The sequence below is a fragment of the Ruegeria sp. AM7 genome (genome assembly GCF_056535965.1).
On the sequence record NZ_JBQFJE010000003.1, the window covers coordinates 3,517,662 to 3,534,077 of the forward strand.

The window sequence follows — 16,416 nt, forward strand, 5'->3', positions numbered from 1 at the left end:
CCATGCAAAAGGAGCACACGTGATGTGCTCCTTTTCGTTTTCCCTCTACCGCTCGGTTCCGAAAGGGCCGGGCGATTTTTTTTGCTTTAGCCCAGCAGTATGGCGGTTGGGGCTTTGTCGCAGTCCCAAATCACTGCGCGCTTAAAGCTGGCGCAAGGCAAACCAGAATTCGGCACATCCAGTACGTGCGTACGGTGCTGAATTTCGAAGCGTGAGGCGCTGGATGGGGTCGTTCAGGAATAGCCCAAAACTTTACGGGCGACGCGGAAACATTCCAGAGCCTGTGGAACGCCGCAATAGATACCGATGACATGGATGATGGCGCGGATCTCTTCTGGTGAAACACCGTTGTTGATCGCGCCTTTGCAGTGAATTTCCCACTCATGCATTTTACCCAGGGCGCCGATCATCGACAGGTTCATCATCGACCGTGTCTTGGCGTCGATGACATCATCACCCCACCCAAAGCCCCAGCACCATGCTGTCATTGCTTCTTGGAATGGGCGGGTGAAGTCGTCAGCCGCCGCGAGGTTCTTTTCGACATATTCCGCGCCAAGAGCGTTTTTGCGTTGTTCCAGGCCTTTCAGGAACAGGTCTTCGTTGAATAGGTCTGACATTTTCACCTCTGAAGTTTTGTTTGTACGCTAAGCGCCGGGCTAAGAAAATTCGACGTATTTTCCTAGCCTTTAGGCAGGTCAGCCATCAATGGCGTCGCGCATCCATTGTTGCAACCGTGCGATTGAATGTTCGGACATAACCCCACAGCCGGGATCCAGCACCAGCGGTCCGGGGCGATAGCCGCGGGATTTCAGGCCGCGGTGGACGGATTCGACCAGACGGATATCCTCTTCGACCGTTGTCTCGCGGTCTTGCACGGCCAGTTGGCGGATGACGGCGCTTTCCGATCCGTCCTCGGTGTACCAGCCGCGCCAGACGGTGCAGTGATCGGCGTCATTCGCGCGCCAGTGATAAGTGTTCAGTACGTTACCCGGATAGCACTGGAACGAGAACATCGGCCACAGGAACCACGACTGGTAGTCGCCCGCGTGAGGCACGGACATGTCGATCGGATAGGTCATCTTGTCGAGGCTCTGGCATTCCGTCGTATGGCGCAGGACATAGCCGCCGCTGGCGTCGGGCTGAATGTCATAGGTCTCGGGCTTGACGACGCCTTCGGCAAAAGTCGGGTGGTTGGTCGGGCAGTGATAGCATTCCGAGTAATTCTCGATACTGACCTTCCAGTTGCAGTTTTCTGGGATTTCCACCCATTCCAGCGGTTCCAGGTCGTCGATATGCGGCACAAACGCACGGATTTCCTCGCGCACGCCGGGATACCAGTCGTCCATTGGGGCTGCATCATCGTCGAGATTGACGAAGATGAAGCCGTTGAACACTTCTGTCCGGACCGAGGTCAGGCAGATCGCGCTGCGGTCGAAACCTGGCACGGATTTGATATTCGGTCCGGCCCGCAAATGGCCCGTCAATTCATAGGTCCAGGAGTGATAGGGGCAGACGACCACGCGGGTGTTGCCCGCGCCACTGACCATTTCATGCGCGCGGTGCTGGCAGACATTGTAGAATGTGCGGATTTCCCCGTCGCGACCGCGAATGCAGAAGAGGTTCTGGCCCGCGATTTCGAACGCGAAGTAGTCACCCGGTTCGCGCACCTGCGCCACGTGGCCGGCAAATTGCCAGGTTCGGGCCAGAAGGCCCTGCATCTCCTGCGCGAAAATCGCGGGGTCAGTATAGTATCGCGCGTCCAGTGAATGGGTCAGGGGTGCGTTCATTCGGGCTCCTCCGCGTAGAGGCCAAGTTGGTGTCTGCGTTGATGAAACCGCTCCACCCGCTCGACGATTTCGTCGCTGGAGACGGCGATCACGAAGGACAGCAACGTCTCCAGCAGCGCGATGGTCGAGACAGAGGACGGGAAAAATTGCGGTGTGTCGGCAGCAATGACAAAGCCATGATGCGCATTAAGGATCACCGGGCTGGCGGGGCTGTCGGATATACTGACCACGGTCACCCCTTGTTCGCGGGCTAGTTTGACGGCCTCGATGACTTCAGTGCGATAGGGGTGGCAGGTCATCGCGATCAGGACGTCTTGGTCGTCAGCCCAGGCCAGATCATCCACTGGCGTCGATCCCGGGCGCGGTATGGCGTGGAATTGCTTCATCCCCGTCGAGGCGAGATAGGTGAAATTCCTTGCATTGGCGTTATTTACGCCGACGCCAAGCGTGAAAATCTGACGGCAATTCCAGATATCATCGGCCGCCGCTTTCAGGCGTGTCGCGTCGATTCCGGCAAAGGTCTCTTCGATATTGCGTATTGTTGCACCGATCATATCCGCGTACAGGCCGCCCAGCTCTCCGGACTTGCCGATTTCTTGCAGCCACTTGGCCCGATCAGGAAACGAGACATTCCCGCGCCGAATCGCATCGCGGAACGGGGCGCGGAAATCCTCGTACCCTTCGAACCCCACCTGCCGCGCCATGCGGACAAACGTGTTGGGCTTGACCTTGGCGGCTTCGGCGATTTCGCGCACGGTCGAGACCCCAACATCCGTGGGGTTTTCCAGCACATAGCGTGCGGCCTTTTGCGCCTCGGGCGTCAGGGCCTCCCATTCCTCCGTAAGGCGGTCGAGAACGATTGATGATACATTTGTGTCATTCATGATTGACGATGGTACAAATGTGGAATTAGCCTGTCGAGCAGAAAAGCGACTCGGGAAGAGGAAATGTCATGTCCGAGAAGAAATTGCCCACCCACGCCCGCGTGGTCATTGTCGGAGGCGGCGTCATGGGGGTCGGTCTGGCCTATCATCTGGCGCATGAAGGGTGGGGCGAGGATACCGTCCTACTGGAAAAGGCGGAACTGACCAGCGGCAGCACGTGGCACGCGGCGGGTCAGATCACGCATTCGACCTCAAGCTTTGGGCTGGGCAAATGCGTGGACTACAATATTGGTCTCTATTCCGGCCAGTTGGAGGCCGAAACCGGCCAGCCGGTGACATGGCATGGCTGCGGCTCGTTCCGTCTGGCCTATACCGAGGATGAGATGGACTGGCTGCGCCATACCCTGTCGGTGGGGCGGTCGCTGGGGTTCAATATCGAGCTTGTTGGCCCCGAAAAAGTAGCCGCGCTGCACCCGTTCTATAATCTTGAAGGCGTGTTGGGCGCGCTGCATACACCCGACGACGGCCATGTGGACCCGACCAACGTGACCATGGCGATGGCAACGGGCGCGCGTCAGAAGGGGGTGCAAATCTTCCGCAACTGCCGCGCGACGAACATCACGCAGGCCGAAAATGGCGAGTGGGTGGTCGAAACCGAGATGGGCACTATAACCTGCGAGCATGTGGTGAACGCAGGTGGCACCTATGCGCGCCAGATGGGCGAATGGTCGGGGCTGCAATTGCCCATGACCTCGATGACGCACCATTACTTCGTGACCGAGCCGGTGCCTGAGTTCCAGAATCTGGACAAAGAACTGCCGGTGATCCGCGATGACCGCAAGGTCTCGGGTTATATCCGGATGGAGCAACAGCGCGGGCTGATCGGGATTTACGAGAAGGAAAACCCGAACTCGGTCTGGCATGACCATTGCCCGTGGGAATATGAAAACTGGCTGTTCGATGCGGATTACGACCGGGTAATGCCGTGGCTGGAGGAAAGCCTGAACCGGATGCCGATCTTTGCCGAACTGGGCATTCAACGCGACGTGCATGGCGCGATCTCGCATCCGCCCGATGGCAACCCCCTGATCGGACCCGCGCCGGGTGTGCGGAATTATTGGTGCTGCTGCGGCACGCAGATCGGCATTGGCTGGGGGCCGGGCCTGACGCGTGAGCTGGCGCGCTGGATGGTGCATGGGGCCGCCGATATCTCGATGCGCGAATTCGATCCGCGCCGGTTCGGCAGCTATGCCACCAAGGACTGGCAGGTGATCAAGGCCGAGGAAGACTACTGCCTGCGCCACGAAATCCCCTTTCCGCATTTCAACCGGTTGGCGGGGCGCCCGATCAAGCCATCGCCCCTGTATGAGTTGTTGAAATCCAAGGGCGCGGTGCATGAGGAGGTTTATGGGTTCGAGCGCCCCCGTTGGTTCGCCCGCGATGGGGTGGAACAGCGTGACCACTATTCCTTCCGCCGCACCCCAGCCGACGACATGGTGGCCGCCGAGGTCAAGGCGGTGCGCGAACGCGTGGGCATCATGGATGTGACGGCCTTTACCAAGGTCGAGGTTTCGGGACCGGATGCCTACACCCTGCTGGATCGGCTAACCGCCAATCGGATGCCACAAAAGGTCGGCTCGATCACCCTGACCCATATGCTGAACCGCCGGGGCCGGATCGAGTTGGAGACAACCATCGTTCGTATGGCCGAAGACCGGTTCTATCTGGTCTGTGCGGCGTTCTTCGAGCAACGCCTGCTGGATCACCTGACGCAACAGCGGGCAGAGGAGGATGTTCAGATTGCCGCCCTCTCGTCCGACTGGTCGGCCTTGTCACTGAACGGACCCCGGTCGCGGGACGTACTGGCGCGCTGCACCGATGCCGATTTGACCAATGCCGGGTTCCGCTGGTTGTCCGCGCAGGAAATCACAATCGCAGGCCATAAAATCTGGGCCTTTCGCATGTCTTATGCCGGTGAACTGGGCTGGGAATTACATATGCCCAATGCCGCCTGTCTGGATGTCTACACCGCGCTTTGGGCGGCCGGAGAGCCGCATGGCATCACCGACTACGGCAGCTTCGCCATGAACGTGATGCGGATGGAGAAAGGCTTCAAAGGCGCGGGCGAGTTGACCAATGAGGTCACGTTGGCCGAGGCGGACGTGCTGCGTTTTGCCCGCACCGATAAGGACTATCTGGGCAAGGACAAGACCCTGAACACCGACCTTCCGTGGATTTGCGCTTATCTGGAAATCGAACAGGATGGCGAGATTGACGGCCATGGCGGTGAGGCAGTGATGCTGAATGGTCGCGTGGTCGGCTCGACCGCCTCGGTGGTCTACGGGCATACCGTCGGCAAGATCCTCGCCTTTGCCTATATCAAGCCCGAGGCCGCCACGCCCGGCACGGCCCTGCAAGTCGTGATCCACGGTCAACCCCGCACGGCCCGCGTTTTGGGTGAGCCGGCCTATGACCCGCAAAGCCTGCTGCCGCGCACGGATGCTGTGCTGGAAGCCGCGCAATGACCCTGCCTGATACAATGAGAGCCATGGTCACGATGGGCCATGGCGGGTTGGAGCAGATGGTGCTTCACCCGGACTGGCCTCGCCCCGAACCTGCGGCTCAGGAAGTGTTGATCAAGGTCGCCGCCTGCGGTCTGAACAACACGGACGTCAACACGCGGTCGGGCTGGTATTCTAAGACAGTCACAGACGCGACAACCGGCGGCGCGTTTGATGAGGTGGGTGAGGAAGACCCCACCTGGGGCGGCAACCCGATCACCTTTCCGCGCATCCAGGGGGCGGATATCTGTGGCCATATCGTTGCCGTGGGCGCGGGCGTCGATCCCGCCCGCATCGGTCAGCGCGTAATCACCGACGGCTGGTTGCGGGACCCGGATGATCCCGGCAACAAGGATAAAACCGGATACTACGGCTCGGAACGGGACGGAGGGTTTGCCGAATACGCCACCACTCTGGCCGTGAATGCGGTGCCGATTATCTCCGATCTGTCGGATGCGGAATTGGCGACGTTTTCCTGTTCCTACTCAACCGCCGAAGGGATGCTGACCCGCGCCAATGTCACCGAGAAAGACACGGTTCTGGTGCCCGGAGCCTCGGGCGGTGTCGGCGGCGCCTTGGTGCAACTGGCCAAACGGCGTGGCGCGCGGGTAGTCGCGATGGCGTCCGAGGCGAAACATGACGATGTTGCTGAGCTTGGTCCTGACATGATCCTGCCGCGTGGGCCCGACAATCTGCGCGCCGCGTTGGGCAACGAAAAGATCACAGTGGTCGCAGATGTGGTCGGCGGTCCCTATTGGCCGACCCTGATCGACATCCTCGAACGCGGCGGACGCTATACCTGTTCCGGAGCCATAGCGGGCCCCATGGTGAATTTCGACCTGCGCACCTTCTATCTGCGTGACCTGACCTTCACCGGCTCGACCGTCATCGACCCGCAGGTGATGCAGAACCTCGTCAAATATATCGAGGCGGGTGAGATCAAACCCGCCCTCGCCGCGACCTATCCGCTTGAGGAACTGCGCGAGGCGCAGGCCGCTTTCATCGCGAAACAACACACTGGCAATATCGTGGTGATCCCGTGAAAATCACTCGAATCCGTATCTATCAGACCGGGCTGCCCTATGTCGGCGGGGCCTATGTTTGGGGTGCGGGCAACGCGATTGAGACGGCCATCGCCTCGGTTGTGGTGATCGACACCGATGCCGGGCTACAGGGCTGTGGAGAATTCACGCCCTGTGGCGAGAATTACATGGTTGCGCATTCTCAGGGCGTTCCTGCCTTGGCCGCTCTCGTCGCCCCCAAGTTACTGGGTGAGGACCCGCGGCAGGTTGGGCGGATCGAACAGCTGATGGATCATCTGGTGCAGGGCCACGGATACGCCAAAGCGCCGTTCGATGCGGCGTGCTGGGATATTCTGGGTCAAGCCTGCACGCAGCCCGTCTGGATGTTGCTGGGTGGTAAACTGACCGATGGTGCTCCGATGTATCGGGTCGCGCCGCAGAAGGCGGTGGATGAGACCGTGGCCGAGATGAACACCTATCGTGATCAGGGCTACCGCCAGTTCCAGATCAAGGTAGGCGCAGATTGGGCCACGGATATCGACCGCATCAGGGCCACGGTCCCTTTGCTGCAACCGGGTGAGACCGCCATGGCCGACGCCAATCAGGGCTGGCGCGTGGATGACGCGATCCGGGTGGCTCGGGCGACGCGCGACCTGGACTTTATCCTCGAACAACCCTGCAGAACGTATGAGGAATGCCAACAGGTCCGCCGCGTGGCCGAACAGCCGATGAAGCTGGACGAATGCCTGACCGGAATGCACATGGCGCAGCGGATCGTCGCGGATCAGGGGGCCGAGATCTGCTGCCTGAAGCTTTCCAATCTCGGCGGGCTCAGCAAGGCACGACGGGTGCGTGACTATCTGATTGAAAATCGTATTCCCGTGGTGTCCGAGGATACATGGGGCGGCGAAATCACCACTGCCACCGTCGCCCATTTTGCCGCCTCGACGCCCGAGGAATACCTGCAAAACACCACAGACCTGATGAACTACAACACCCGCTCGACCGGATGCGGCGGGGCTGTGTCGCGAAACGGCAAGCTCTACGCGCCAGATGCGCCAGGGTTGGGTGTTACCCCGGATTTCAAAAGCCTCGGTGCGCCCGTGGCAGAGTACGCGCTATGAAGATCAAAACCATCACCGTCTACCAAATCGACCTGCCGCTCGAGCATCCCTATTGGCTGTCTGGCGGGCGTTTGAAATTCGAAACGTTGGACGCTACGCTGGTGAAGCTTGAAACCGATACTGGCTTGATCGGCTGGGGTGAGGGCACGCCCTGGGGCCATACCTATGTGCCAGCCCATGGCCCTGGAATCCGTGCGGGAATCGAGACCATGGCCCCGTTTATTCTGGGCCTGGATCCGCGCCGCGTGCTTGATGTGGAACGCGCCATGGATACGGCGCTGCCCGGCCACCTCTATGCCAAAAGTCCGATCGACATGGCCTGTTGGGACATCGCCGGGCAAGCAGCGGGCCTGCCGATCGCCGACCTGATGGGTGGCGGTTCCCGCACACCACGCCCGATTGCCTCGTCCGTCGGTGCCAAAACCGCTGAAGAAACGCGCGAGGTGATGACCCGCTACCGCGACCGTGGTTACATCGCCCATTCGGTCAAAATCGGCGGAGACGTCGAACGCGACATAGCCCGCGTTCAAGATGTTGAAAGCTTCCGCCGCCCCGGCGAGATTGTTCTTTATGACGTGAACCGGGGCTGGACTCGCCAACAGGCGCTGCGCGTGATTAAGGCCTGCGAGCCTTTGCAGGTGATCTTCGAACAACCCTGCGAATCCCTCGACGACATCGCCGCCATCTCGGGTCGCCACGCCTCACCCGTCTCAGTGGACGAAAGCCTCGTCACCCTGCAAGACGCCACCCGCATCGCGCGCGACGGTCTTGCCGAGGTCTTTGGCATCAAGCTAAACCGCGTCGGCGGCCTGACCAAGGCAGCCCGAATGCGCGATATTGCGCTGGCCCACGGGATCGACATGTGTGTCATGGCCACCGGAGGCACCGTTCTTGCCGATACCGAGGCCTTGCATCTGGCCGCCACCATCCCCGATCAGAACTGCCATGCCGTCTGGGCCTGCCAGGATATGATCACCATCGACATCGCCAACGGTCGCGGTCCCCGCAACAATAACGGACACCTCCACCTGCCCGAAACCCCGGGCCTTGGCGTCCACCCCGACGAAGACACCCTCGGCCTCCCAATCGCAACCTACGAGGCCCCGTGATGATCCGCCCCTTCATCTGGCTAGAAATATCTCGGGGTGTGAATTGGCCGAAGGCCAAGATGGGGGCTGGCCCCTCTGACTGCACAACATCAACACCCCAAGGACGGCCTGAATGAAAATCACCGCCATCACTCTCTGGTCCGTCGACCTCACCAGCCATGAAACCTACCGCATGGCCGAGGGCAAAACCTGCGCCACTGTCAAAACCCATGTCCTGTGCTTTGAAACTGATACTGGGCTGAAAGGCTGGGGCGAGGTTTGCCCGATACCGAACTATCTGCCCGCCTATGCCGATGGCGTCCCGGCGGCGATCACCGAAATGGCCCCGGAAATCCTGGGTATGTCGCCCTTCGGGGCCGATGCCCCCATGCGGAAACTCGACGGGTTTCTACAAGGCCATCGCTACGCAAAATCCGCCGTCGATCTTGCCCTGTGGGATTTATTCGGCCAAGCCACGGGCCAGCCGGTCTATGTATTGCTGGGTGGGCGCACGCGTAAGGACATGCCGCTCTATCACTCGATCACCTGCATAGACCCTGATGAGATGGCCCGTATCGCGCAGACCGCCTATCAGACCGGTATTCGCCAGTTTCAGGTCAAGCTGGGGGTTGAGGCCGACTGGCAGGCCGACGCCGAACGTCTGGCCAAAGTGCGTGAGGCAGTGGGGCCGGGCCCCATCGTCTACGGGGACTGGAACTGCGGCGCATCGCGCCTGCAGGCCACACGCACGGGCCGCGCCGTGGCACATCTGGATGTGATGCTGGAACAGCCCTGCAAAACGCTGGAGGATTGCGCCGCCGTCCGGCAAGCCACCGGCCTGCCGATGAAGATCGACGAAAACGCCCATGATTTGGCCTCGTTGTTGCGTGCACATGAATTGGGCTGCATGGATGCGGTGGCGTTGAAATTGTCCAAGTTCGGCGGTCTGTCGGCCATGCGCCGCGCGCGCGATCTGACAGTGCATCTGGGGGCCGAAATCTGCGCCGAATGCACATGGGGATCCGATATCGTCACCGCCGCCGCGTTGCATTTCGCGGCTTCGACTCCGCATGGCTCGTTGATGAACACCTGCGATCTGTCCTCATACGTGGGCCCGCGCCTCTGCCCGGATGCACCCAGCCGCAAAGACGGTCGCATCGCCCCGCCCGAAGGCCCGGGTCTGGGCGTGACGCCCGACCTGGAAACCCTTGGTTCCCCGATATTGGAGATTGCCTGAGATGCTCAAGATCAACACTCAATCCGAATGGATCGCCCGCGCCAACGCCGCATTGCCCGCCGGGGGATTTGGCAATTTCGACCCGGGCATCATCATCGCCCGTGGCGAAGGCAGTCGCGTCTGGGATGAGGACGGGACGGAATATATAGACTATCTGATCGGCTCCGGACCGATGTTGTTGGGCCACGGCCACCCCGAGGTGATGGAGGCGGTGCTGGAACAACTGCCCAAGGGCATGACCTTTTTCGCCAACAACGCCAAAGGTATCGAACTGGCCGAGGCGATCATCGACGCCGTGCCGTGTTGCGAACAGGTGCGCTTTGTCGCTTCGGGCGGTGAGGCCGACATGTACGCCATCCGTCTGGCCCGCGCCTATACCTGGCGCGACAAGATCCTGAAGTTCGAGGGCGGCTATCACGGCATGAGTGCCGAGGCGCAAATGAGCCTCGCCCCGAGTCGCAACGTGAACTTCCCGCAAGCGGTGCCCGACAGCGCCGGCATCCCGGCGGGCGTGGCCGAGCAGATGCTGATCGCACCGTTCAATGACCTTGAGGCCGTCGCAGCTCTGCTGGATGAACATGACGATATCGCCGCGATTATGGTCGAGCCGCTGCAACGGATCATTCCGCCAATGCCCGGATATCTGCAAGGTCTGCGCGCATTGTGCGACAAACACAATGTCCTGCTGATCTTTGACGAGATCGTGACCGGTTTCCGCCTCGCTTATGGCGGCGCGCAAGAGAAATACGGCGTGACGCCCGATATCTGCACGCTGGGCAAGATTACCGGTGGTGGCTTCCCTCTGGCCGCGCTGGGCGCAAGCACCGAGATCATGAAGCATTTCGACAAGGCACAGGTCGGCGAAGACGGCTGGCTGATGCAACTGGGCACATTGTCGGGCAATCCGGTTGCCTCTGCCGCAGGTTTGAAAACGATGGAAATACTACGCCGTGAAGGTACCTATGAGCGTCTGAGGACCATAGGGGCCGCGTTGCAACAGATGCAGGTTGATGCGCTGACAGCGGCCGGTATCCCGCATCAGGTTTGTGGCGATGAAACTCTGTTTGATATCTATTTCACCAATGCCCCGTGTCGCGATTATCGCAGCTCTCGGCACGATGACCCCCGACGCAACGTGGATTACAACAACAGCTTACGGGCGAGTGGCATCTTTAAATCGCCCGGAAAGCTCTACCCTTCCCTGGCGGTAACTGACACGGATATTGAAATGACAAGGGAAGCGGTCAATACGGCGGTCGAGTTGATTGCCAATAGATGACCGCATGCTGCGCAAAAAAAGGACGGGCCGCTGCCAATTCAATGACAACGGCCCTAACTGGTCGGATCTCAGGATCGGGTCTCACCCCCTCGAACACCACTTAAAACGGTACAGACTTACAAAACTTTCGACTTATTTGAGACCGAGCCGACTTCACAACCGGTATGCAAGCGTTATGCCTGATCCATCAGGCGACGGCAGTGAAGTAGTTCACATTGCGTGAATTTTTTTTATTTTCGCCAATCAAAGAATCCGGCACCCGCCTGTGCAAGCAGGGTTTTAGCAACAGTGCGTCCCATTTCGACGCCGTCTTCAATCGATCCTACAACGTTTTCGGTGATCGCCTCAGACCCATCCGGGCGCAAAACCTCGCCCCTCAGGTGAAGTTGATCCGCATTGATCTCAGCCAGACCCGCTATTGGCGTTTCGCAGGAACCGTCCAGCGCGGCCAGCAATGCGCGTTCGGCGGCCAAACGCTGCCCTGTTTCAATGTGGTGAATCGCTTCCAGCATACCCGCAGCACGAGAATCGCCGCTGCGGCGTTCGATGCCAATGGTGCCTTGTGCGATGGCGGGCAGCATGTCCTCGGGTGCAATGGCGGTGGCGGGGACGTCTTCCATGTTCAGGCGGCGGATACCGGCCATGGCCAGAAAGGTACAATCGGCCACGCCGTCCGCCAGTTTCTTCAGCCGCGTCTGCACGTTGCCTCGGAATTCCACTACGTTCAGGTCGGGCCGACGATTCAACAGCTGCGCCCGGCGGCGCAGGGATGAGGTGCCGACGGTGGCACCCTGCGGAAGGTCGTGGATTGATTTCAGGCTGGGCGAGATGAACGCGTCGCGCACATCTTCACGCGGCAGGAAGGTGTCCAGCACCAGGCCTGCGGGCTGTTCCACCGGCATATCCTTGGTGGAATGCACCGCGATGTCGATATCGCCGCGCAGCATCGCCTCTTCGATCTCTTTGGTGAACAGACCCTTGTTGCCGATCTCTTTCAACGGGCGGTCTGCGTCGATCATGGCGCGGTTGTCGCCGGTGGTCTTGATGACCACGATCTCGAACGCCTCTTCGGGCAGATCGAACGCCGCTGCCAGCCGCTGCCGGGTTTCATAGGCTTGTGCCAGCGCCAGAGGCGATCCTCGGGTGCCGATCTTGAGAGGTTGGGCGGGGGAGGGCAGGGTCAATGTCATGGCCACAGCTTTAATCGCGTCACATTGCCCTGACAATGGGGGCAGAGCTTGACAAATTGCCACTGAGGGCCGACCCGTGGCGCAAACCAGATGATTGGGGGCAAAGATGGCCGAGACAAAGAAGATACTGCGCGCATTGGCAGGCGAAGTGCAGGATGTGCCGCCGATCTGGATGATGCGTCAGGCCGGGCGGTATCTGCCCGAATACCGCGCGACGCGGGCTCAGGCAGGGGATTTCTTGTCGCTGTGTTATAACCCCGAACTGGCGGCTGAGGTCACGTTGCAGCCGATCCGTCGCTATGGGTTCGACGCGGCGATCCTGTTTGCCGATATCTTGTTGGTGCCGCAGGCGCTGGGCGCGGATTTGTGGTTTGTCACCGGTGAAGGCCCGCGCCTGTCGACCATCACCCAGCAGGCCGAGTTCGATGCGCTGAAACCCGTGGATGCGATTCACGAGACTTTGTCGCCGGTCTATGAAACCGTGCGCATCCTGTCGCGGGAATTACCGTCCGAGACGACTCTGATTGGTTTCGCAGGCGCACCGTGGACGGTGGCGACTTATATGATTGCCGGACGCGGTACGCCGGATCAAGGCCCGGCCCATGCGCTGCGCGAGGGGAATGTGGCCTTGTTCGAGGCCCTGCTGGATCGGATTACGCTGGCGACGATCGAATACCTCTCGGCGCAGATCGAGGCCGGGGCCGAGGTGGTCAAGATTTTTGACAGCTGGGCCGGGTCTCTGAAGGGCGAGGCGTTCCAGAAATATGCGGTTGAGCCGTGCCGTGTGATCACTCAGGCCATCAAAGAACGTCATCCCGGAATTCCTGTCATTGGATTCCCGCGCGAGGCTGGTGAGGGCTATGTTGGGTTTGCCAAGGCGACTGGTGTGGATTGTGTGGCGCTGGACAATTCGGTCGCGCTGGATTGGGCGGCGGCCAATGTGCAGGTGGATGGCTGTGTGCAGGGCAATTTGGCCTCGTCCCATATGGTGACGGGCGGGCAGGCTTTGGTGGATGAGACACGGCAGATTGTTGAGGCGTTTTCCAAGGGGCCGCATATTTTCAATCTGGGGCATGGAATCACACCGGATGCGGATCCTGAGAATGTGCAGCTGATGATTGATACGGTGCGCGCGCGGTAAGCTGGGTGGAAGGGGGCCAGCCCCCTTCTTGGCCTGCGGCCAATTCATCCCCCGAGATATTTTTGGCCAGATGAAGGGGCGGATTCAGAGAGTGTTTCGATCTCGGCGCGGATTTCGTCACTGTGTTCGCCGCGTTTGGGGCTGGGTCTGAGGCGCCAGTCATGGGTTGAGAAGCGCGGGGCGGCGGTGGCTTGCAGCGTGCCGTCTTGCGCCGTCCATGTTTGGCGGCTTTGGTTCATGGGGTGGTCAAGCGCTTGTTCGGGGCTGAGGACCGGCGCGACGCAGGCGTCGGTGCCATGGAACAGGTGTGCCCAGTGATCGCGTGGGTGTTGGGCGAAGATCTCGGTCAGGCGATTGGTGAGCATTGGCCAGAGTTCGCGGTTGTATTGCTGTTGGAAATCCGGATCGTCAGACAGGTTCAGTTTGCGCAGGAATTTGGCGTAGAATTTGGGTTCCAGGCATTGCACCGTGATGAAGCCGCCGTCGGCGGAGCTGTAGGTGCGGCTCCAATGGGGGCCGTCGAGAAGGCTTTGACCTCTGATTTCATCAAGATTTTCGGTTTGCCGCAGGCTCATCAGCAGGTTCATCATATGGGCCGAGCCGTCGTAGATGGCGGCATCGACGACGGTGCCTTCTCCTGTCTTTTGAGCATGTAGCAGGCCGGCCAATAGGCCCGCCACCAGATACATGGCGCCACCGCCGATGTCGCCCACCAAGGTGGCGGGAGTTTGTGGCGGCTGACCTGCTTGCGACGCGTACCAGAGCGCGCCGGACAGCGCGATGTAGTTCAGGTCATGCCCCGCGGTGTTGGCCAGCGGGCTGTTCTGGCCCCAACCAGTCATGCGGCCATAGACCAGTTTGGGGTTCAGGGCGTGGCAAGGAGCCGGGCCGAGGCCCAGCTTTTCCATGACACCGGGGCGGAATCCTTCGATAAGTGCATCTCCAGAAGCGATCAGGCGTCGGGTGATGTCCAGATCGTCTGAGTCTTTCAGATCCAACGCAATCGACCGTTTGCCACGATCCAGCACCGATTGCTCGGGCATTCCGGGCGTTCCTGCCCCTCCCTTGCGGTGGATGGTGATCACATCTGCGCCCATATCTGCCAGCAACATGGCGGCGAAGGGGGCGGGGCCCAGCCCTTCGAATTCGATGATCCGAAAACCGTTCAGCATTTTGCCGCTCCTGTAAGTATCGCCGCAGGGTTTCGGGAATGCCGGCAAATTGCAAGCCCGAGCAGGCTTCGGCAAAATCCGCGTAACGGCCGGTGCGGAATGGGTCTGTTCTGCGCTCGCCCACCGGGGTAGGGTCTCCGTCAGGACAGGGAAACAGCATGACCACCATTCTTTCGATCAGGGATTTGCGAAAATCCTATGCTGACGGGTTTGAGGCGCTTAAGGGCGTGACTTTGGACATTCGGCAGGGTGAGATTCTGGCCTTGCTGGGTCCGAATGGCGCGGGCAAAACAACCCTGATTTCAACCATCTGCGGAATTACCACGCCGAGCTCGGGTACAGTTACGGTCGGAGGGCATGACATCCAGTCCGACTTTCGCGCTGCGCGCCGGATGATCGGCCTTGTCCCGCAGGAGATCGCGCTGGAGCCATTCGAAAAAGTCTGGAACACGGTACGTTTGTCGCGTGGGCTGTTTGGCTTGGGTCGAGATGACGCGCGGATCGAAGAGATCCTGCGCAAGCTGTCCCTGTGGGACAAGCGCCGCAACGCCATCAAAGAGCTGTCGGGCGGGATGAAGCGCAGGGTGCTGATCGCAAAAGCGTTGGCGCATGAGCCGCGCGTGCTGTTTCTGGATGAACCCACCGCCGGTGTTGATGTCGAATTGCGCAAGGACATGTGGGAGATCGTGGCCGAACTGAAACAGGCGGGCGTCACGATCATTCTGACCACTCATTACATCGAAGAGGCCGAAGCAATTGCCGACCGAGTTGGTGTCATCGACAAAGGCGAATTGCTGCTGGTGCAGGACAAGAACACGCTGATGGCGCAAATGGGCAAGAAGCAGATCGAAGTCATGCTGACCGATCCCATCACGTCGATCCCCGACAGTCTTGCAGCGCATAACCTGACGTTGAATGGCAATGGCGATGCCCTGATCTATACCTACGATACCCATGCCGACCGCACCGGCATCACCACGTTGCTGAACGATGTGGCGCAAGCCGGGCTCATTCTGCGAGACGTGCAGACCCGCCAGTCGAGCCTGGAAGAAATATTTGTCAATCTGGTGTCGGGAGAGCCCGCATGAACTGGTCCGCAATCGCCGCTATTTACCGGTTCGAAATGGCCCGGTTCTTCCGGACGCTGGCACAGAGCTTTTTGTCTCCGGTTCTGTCGACCTCTTTGTATTTCGTCGTCTTTGGTACCGCGATCGGCAGTCGTATCCAAGAAGTTGAGGGCGTATCCTATGGCGCGTTCATCGTGCCGGGTTTGATCATGCTGTCGGTGGTGACGTTGTCGATATCGAACGCGTCATTCGGGATTTATTTCCCCAAATTCCTTGGCACGATCTACGAGCTGCTCTCGGCCCCTGTGAACTTTATCGAGATCGTGATCGGCTATGTGGGGGCGGCGGCGACCAAGGCGCTGTTCGTTGGGGTGGTGATCCTGATCACGGCGACGTTTTTTGTGGATTTACGGATCGAACATCCGTTGGCAATGGTCGCGTTTCTGGTGCTGACTTGCCTCAGTTTCTCGTTGCTTGGATTCATAATTGGCATCTGGGCAGGCAACTTCGAGCAGATGTCGCTGGTGCCGCAACTGGTGGTAACGCCGTTGATCTTTTTAGGCGGCACATTCTATTCGATCTCGATGCTGCCGCCGGTTTGGCAAACGATCACATTGTTCAATCCGGTAGTCTATCTGATTTCAGGTTTCAGATGGTCGTTTTATGGGCTGGCGGATGTGCCGATAGGCTTCAGCCTGCTGGCAATCGTGGCCTTTACAGGCATTTGTCTTGGCATCATCTGGTGGGTTTTCAAAACCGGCTGGCGCATTCGCAGCTAGGGTGCGTTTGGCGTTGCATTTTTGCCCATCAACTCCGGGAAATGTGATCCGGCTGCATCTAACGTTCAAACGGTCCCTTGTTTAG

Annotated in this window: 14 protein-coding genes; 9 read left to right on the forward strand and 5 right to left on the reverse strand. The window is 59.7% G+C overall.

All coding sequences use genetic code 11. The features are described from left to right. Nucleotides 1-233: 233 nt before the first annotated feature. The 3 genes from ACR3EG_RS21460 to ACR3EG_RS21470 all read right to left on the reverse strand — a co-directional run bounded on the left by ACR3EG_RS21460 (nt 234) and on the right by ACR3EG_RS21470 (nt 2,671). Nucleotides 234-617, reverse strand: a complete 384-nt coding sequence (locus tag ACR3EG_RS21460) for a carboxymuconolactone decarboxylase family protein (RefSeq protein ID WP_480496590.1) — start codon at nt 615-617, stop codon at nt 234-236. A 78-nt stretch (nt 618-695) separates the two neighbouring features. Next, a complete protein-coding gene (locus tag ACR3EG_RS21465) occupies nt 696-1,787 on the reverse strand; it encodes an aromatic ring-hydroxylating oxygenase subunit alpha (RefSeq protein WP_480496592.1) in 1,092 nt (363 codons plus the stop codon). Then, entirely contained in the window at nt 1,784-2,671 is an 888-nt protein-coding gene (locus tag ACR3EG_RS21470) for a MurR/RpiR family transcriptional regulator (protein ID WP_480496594.1), read from the reverse strand. Before ACR3EG_RS21470 ends, ACR3EG_RS21465 begins: the two co-directional genes overlap by 4 nt. A gap of 68 nt (nt 2,672-2,739) precedes the next feature. On the opposite strand from ACR3EG_RS21470, the gene ACR3EG_RS21475 reads away from it, so the two are divergent. The 6 genes from ACR3EG_RS21475 (at nt 2,740) to ACR3EG_RS21500 (ending at nt 10,982) form a co-directional block, all read left to right on the forward strand. Further along, entirely contained in the window at nt 2,740-5,196 is a 2,457-nt protein-coding gene (locus ACR3EG_RS21475; RefSeq protein ID WP_480496596.1) for an FAD-dependent oxidoreductase, read from the forward strand. Beyond that, the gene (locus tag ACR3EG_RS21480; protein ID WP_480496598.1) at nt 5,193-6,275 is read left to right on the forward strand and encodes an alcohol dehydrogenase family protein; all 1,083 of its coding nucleotides are present in this window, start codon (nt 5,193-5,195) and stop codon (nt 6,273-6,275) included. Before ACR3EG_RS21475 ends, ACR3EG_RS21480 begins: the two co-directional genes overlap by 4 nt. Further along, the gene (locus ACR3EG_RS21485) at nt 6,272-7,378 is read left to right on the forward strand and encodes a mandelate racemase/muconate lactonizing enzyme family protein (protein ID WP_480496600.1); all 1,107 of its coding nucleotides are present in this window, start codon (nt 6,272-6,274) and stop codon (nt 7,376-7,378) included. Before ACR3EG_RS21480 ends, ACR3EG_RS21485 begins: the two co-directional genes overlap by 4 nt. Beyond that, complete coding sequence (locus ACR3EG_RS21490) at nt 7,375-8,487, forward strand: mandelate racemase/muconate lactonizing enzyme family protein (RefSeq protein WP_480496602.1); 1,113 nt, start codon at nt 7,375-7,377, stop codon at nt 8,485-8,487. Before ACR3EG_RS21485 ends, ACR3EG_RS21490 begins: the two co-directional genes overlap by 4 nt. Before the next feature lie 112 nt (nt 8,488-8,599). Then, complete coding sequence (locus ACR3EG_RS21495) at nt 8,600-9,703, forward strand: mandelate racemase/muconate lactonizing enzyme family protein (RefSeq protein ID WP_480496604.1); 1,104 nt, start codon at nt 8,600-8,602, stop codon at nt 9,701-9,703. Between the two features lies 1 nt (nt 9,704). Next, complete coding sequence (locus ACR3EG_RS21500) at nt 9,705-10,982, forward strand: aspartate aminotransferase family protein (RefSeq protein WP_480496606.1); 1,278 nt, start codon at nt 9,705-9,707, stop codon at nt 10,980-10,982. 230 nt (nt 10,983-11,212) lie between these two features. Here the strand turns inward: ACR3EG_RS21500 and hemC are convergent, their stop codons facing one another. Next, nucleotides 11,213-12,172 (reverse strand): hydroxymethylbilane synthase, encoded by a 960-nt coding sequence (gene hemC, locus ACR3EG_RS21505; RefSeq protein ID WP_480496608.1) that lies wholly within the window; start codon nt 12,170-12,172, stop codon nt 11,213-11,215. 106 nt (nt 12,173-12,278) lie between these two features. Here hemC and hemE point away from each other — a divergent pair, with 106 nt between their 5' ends. Next, complete coding sequence (gene hemE, locus ACR3EG_RS21510) at nt 12,279-13,313, forward strand: uroporphyrinogen decarboxylase (protein ID WP_480496610.1); 1,035 nt, start codon at nt 12,279-12,281, stop codon at nt 13,311-13,313. A gap of 44 nt (nt 13,314-13,357) precedes the next feature. Here hemE and ACR3EG_RS21515 read toward each other — a convergent pair whose 3' ends face one another. Beyond that, nucleotides 13,358-14,485 (reverse strand): CaiB/BaiF CoA transferase family protein, encoded by a 1,128-nt coding sequence (locus tag ACR3EG_RS21515; RefSeq protein WP_480496611.1) that lies wholly within the window; start codon nt 14,483-14,485, stop codon nt 13,358-13,360. A 158-nt stretch (nt 14,486-14,643) separates the two neighbouring features. Between ACR3EG_RS21515 and ACR3EG_RS21520 the strand changes: the two genes are divergently transcribed. Together ACR3EG_RS21520 and ACR3EG_RS21525 are read left to right on the forward strand one after the other, a co-directional pair. After that, nucleotides 14,644-15,573, forward strand: coding sequence for an ABC transporter ATP-binding protein (locus tag ACR3EG_RS21520; RefSeq protein ID WP_353391125.1), 930 nt, complete (start codon nt 14,644-14,646; stop codon nt 15,571-15,573). After that, on the forward strand, nt 15,570-16,331 hold the full coding sequence (locus ACR3EG_RS21525) for an ABC transporter permease (protein WP_480496613.1): 762 nt from the start codon (nt 15,570-15,572) through the stop codon (nt 16,329-16,331). Before ACR3EG_RS21520 ends, ACR3EG_RS21525 begins: the two co-directional genes overlap by 4 nt. Nucleotides 16,332-16,416: the final 85 nt, after the last annotated feature.